Source organism: Pedobacter alpinus, from assembly GCF_042684645.1.
Lineage (GTDB): Bacteria > Bacteroidota > Bacteroidia > Sphingobacteriales > Sphingobacteriaceae > Pseudopedobacter > Pseudopedobacter alpinus.
In genome coordinates this window covers 1-4,501 of sequence record NZ_JBHULV010000034.1, presented here as the reverse complement: position 1 = coordinate 4,501, position 4,501 = coordinate 1, and the positions used below count along the sequence as shown (strand labels likewise).

Annotated in this window: 1 protein-coding gene; it reads left to right on the top strand. The window is 31.0% G+C overall.

Annotated elements, in window-relative coordinates; all coding sequences use genetic code 11:
• The first annotated feature begins 181 nt into the window (after window positions 1-181).
• On the top strand, window positions 182-4,225 hold the full coding sequence (locus ACFSSE_RS10610; RefSeq protein ID WP_379100890.1) for a hybrid sensor histidine kinase/response regulator transcription factor: 4,044 nt from the start codon (window positions 182-184) through the stop codon (window positions 4,223-4,225).
• Window positions 4,226-4,501 lie beyond the last annotated feature (276 nt).

Below are 4,501 nucleotides of genomic sequence, written 5' to 3'. Positions count from 1 at the left end.
AGACTTAAGGCAGGATGGGATAACGACTATCTAATAAAAATCTTTAATCAAATTTAAATGCGTTGACCCTGGTGCTATTCATCCATTGTATAAAAAAAATAAATATCTTTAACATACTTTAAAAACCAATAATTACTCAATTAAATAAAAGATGATGTTTTTTAAAACTATTTTAAACAAGATGGATGTAAAAATCTCTTGTATTTTAGTTTTAATATTAGTTTCTTCTGTATTTTCTTCTGCCCAAAACAAACGCTCATTTAATCATCTAACAGTAGAAAATGGCCTTTCGCAAAGTAGTGTACTTTCTATAACGCAAGATAGCACTGGTTTTATGTGGTTTGGTACAAAAGAAGGGCTTAACAAATACGACTCTCAGCAATTTGAAATTTTTAGAAATAATGTTGCACAAAAAAATAGCATCAGTTCTGGTGTAAATATAAATGCTTTATTAACCGATAGTAAAGGGAGAGTTTGGATTGGTACGCAAGATGGTTTAAACCAATACATATCTACATCAAACTCATTTATCAGTTATAAAAACCAAAAAAACAATCCACAAAGTTTAAGCAATAATACCATTAGGTACATTTACGAAGATAAACAAGCAAACATTTGGGTAGGTACAGAAAACGGATTAAATAAACTACTTGATGATGGGAAGTTTCAAAGATTTTTAGTTAAGAATCCAGCAGCTAAAACTATTGTACACCAAACGGTAAAAGCAATTTATCAGGATAGCGAAAGTAATATTTGGGTAGGTACATTAAATGGTTTACTAAAAATGATACCGCAAGGTAAATCCTATAAATTCGAAGCTTTTTTCCACAATGCTAACAATGAAAATTCAATAGCATCAAACGATGTAAATGCCATAATAGAAGACACTCAACAAAATATCTGGATTGGAACGCATTTTAACGGTTTAGATTTATACAATCCATCGGCTAAAACTTTCACTCATATTACTGCTCAAAAAAACAATAAAAACAGTTTATTAAGTAATACAATAAGGAAAATAATAATTGATAAGCAAGGCAAATTATGGATAGCTACCATTAATGGAATCAGTATTTACGACCCTGAAAACAAAACTTTTAGTCAGGAAATACACGACCCCGAAAACCAAAACAGTATTAATCAAAATTCCATTTATGATATTTACCAGGATAAAAGCGGATCTGTTTGGGTAGGTACTTATTACGGAGGAATAAATGTTTACCACCCAAATGCAGTTTCTTTCAAAACTTATCAGCATTATTCTTACAAAAACTCGGTAAGCAGTAATGTAATAAGTGCCATTACAGAAGATCAACAAAATAATTTATGGATAGGTACAGAGGCCGAAGGATTAAATTACTATAACAGAAAGACAGGGCTTTTTACCAATTTTAAAAGTAATGGGGCAAAAAACACAATAAGCTCTAACCTTATAAAAGCCATAAGCGTTACAAAAAAAGGTAATTTATGGATAGCAGCTTATGAAAGTGGTGTCGATTTTTTTAACACCACCACTCAAACTTTCAAAAATTACAAGCTTAGTAAAACCGAACCAAATAATTTGGCTTATAACCGAGCAACTTATTTATATAATGATGCGCAAGAACGTTTATGGGTGGCCTCTAAAGGTAAAGGCCTATTCTTATATCAGCCAAAAACGGATGATTTTCAAAGTCTAAGTCAAAATAAATCACCATTTTATTTAGCGGCACAAAATATAGGTTACCTGTTTCAGGATAAGCATCAAACCTTATGGGTGGCTACAGATGAAGGTGTTTTTTACCTATCAAAAGGCAGTTTAAATTTTAAGCAATTTAATCCCTTAAACAGTAGTTTTTTTAACAATGTAAGTTCTATAAACCAGGTAGGCGAGAACCAAGTTTGGTTTGGTAGTGTTACAGGAGGTTTGGCTTATTTTGATGGGAGTACAAAAAAAGTCTATTTCTTAACAACAAAAAACATATTGGTTCACAATAAAATAGCCGGAATTGTTGAAGATAATGATGGTAATGTTTGGATTTCTACAGATAAGGGATTACTGAAATACCACTACGGAAATTTTAAAATTTATAACCGTAGCGATGGTTTAAAAGGTAATGTATTTAACAACAATTCTTTTTTTAAAGATAGCAAAGGCGAATTGTTTTTTGGTGGTTATAACGGAATGGTAAGTATTTTACCTAAAGATATTATTGAGAATGAAACACCGCCAAATGTGGTTTTTACCAACCTAAGGTTAGCTAACAACAAGGTAAATATTAATGATGATAGCGAATTATTATCAGAAGCGCTAAACAGTGTAAATGAATTAGTTTTTACAGCGCAGCAAAATGTTTTCAGTATTGATTTTGCAGCATTAAATTTTATAAAAGCTGGTAAAAATAAGTATGCTTATAAATTAGATGGGCTAGATAAAGAATGGAATTATATTAAAACAGGTAGCGCAACTTTTAATAATTTGCCAAGCGGCACCTACACCTTGTTGGTAAAGGCAGCCAATAACGATGGCGTTTGGAACAGCAACCCAAGAGCTTTAAAAATTATAATAAAACCACCATTTTGGAAAAGTATATGGGCATTTTTATTATATACAATACTTTTAGCAGGTATTTTTTACCTTGTTAACAGGTATTTGCTAATTAGGGCATTAATGAAAAACGAGCATGAGCTACACCAAACCAAATTGGATTTTTTTACAAATGTATCTCATGAAATTAGAACTCCGCTTACGCTGATTATTGGTCCGTTAGAAAAATTAATAAACGATACCAAAGATAATTTTGCCATTAACAGACAATTATTAACCGTTAATAAAAATGCGAATAGGTTGTTGCATTTAATTAATGAATTAATGGATTTTAGAAAAGTAGAAGCTGGTAAAATGAAGTTAAATATTGCAGCAAGTAATATTGTAACTTTTGTAGAAGAAATTTTTCTTTCTTTTAGTCAGCTGGCAAACCAAAAAGCAATTGATTACACATTTACAACTTCTAAAGATGTAATTGAAGTTTACTATGATAGCTTACAATTAGAAAAAGTGATTTTTAATTTACTTTCAAACGCGTTTAAATTTGTAACGCAAAAAAATGCAACCATTAAAGTAATTGTAACCAATACAGATAAAGAAGTATTTATAAGTGTATTTGATAATGGGGAAGGCATACCAGCAGCGAATAAAAACAATTTATTTACAGATTTTTATCAGATAGAAAGCCATCAAAAAATAAATTCAGGGACGGGTATTGGCTTAGCCTTTTCAAAAAGTTTAGCAAAATTGCATCAAGGCGATTTAATTTTGGAAGAAGATACAGATCTAACTTGTTTTAAACTTGTTTTGCCATTAGGTACAGCACACCTCAATTCAATTGATATAAAAACAGCTCTTAATTTTGAGGATACCTACCATTATCAATCACAAACAGCTGCTGATGATTTTATAGCAGAAGAACTAAAAATGCCAATTTCGGTATCGGCAACCATGCCTTTAATATTAGTAGTTGAAGATAATGAGGAAATAAGAAATTTTATTGTTAAAAGTTTAAACAAAACTTACCAAGTAATATGGGCACAAAACGGTGCCGTGGCCTTAGATTTAGCACTTCAAAAATTGCCCGATGTTATCATTAGTGATGTAATGATGCCGATTTTAAATGGCTACCAATTATGTAATAAACTAAAATCAGAAATTAGTACTCGGCACATTCCAGTAGTATTATTAACCGCTAGATCTGGAGATTTACACGAGTTAGATGGTTTAAAAAATGGTGCCGATGTTTACCTTACAAAACCATTTGGCATAGAAAAATTAAAATTAATTGTAGAAAACTTATTGTCTTTACAACAAAACATGAAAGATAGGTTTACTCAACAATTTACATTAGAACCATCTTTAATAGAAATAGAATCATCTGATGAAGAGTTTTTAAGCAAAGTTTTAAAGTTGTTAGAAGAGAATATTAGCAATTCTGAATTTAATGTGAATGGTTTTGCTGCCGAAATAGGCATGAGTACGCCAGTGTTTTATAAGAAAATAAAAGCTTTAACGGGGCTTACCGTCAATAATTTTGTAAAGTCTATGAGGTTAAAAAGGGCTGCACAACTTATTAAGCAAAATGCTGGCAACCTGTCCGAAATAGCTTACATGGTTGGCTTTAACGACCCAAAATATTTTAGTAAAGAGTTTAGGAAACAGTTTGGTAAAAACCCGAGCGAGTATGGTGAATAACAAGTTTTTGCGATAAGTTACAATTTTTTATGAGCTTTATTAAGCTTATTCATTTTTAAGGAGTATGATCTATCCGTTGGGTTAATTATTTCTTTGATCATAATTCCCGATTTTTTGTGCAATCTTATTTCAAGAAGCAGCCAGTAAATCAATTTAAAATTCCATCTGCAAAAAAAATAAATTTTTATTAATTGTTTTGGTGTTAACTAAAAACTGCTGAAACATAAAATACTGATAGGTTTGCTTTATGGCTGTGGTTTACGCTGTATGGAAGCG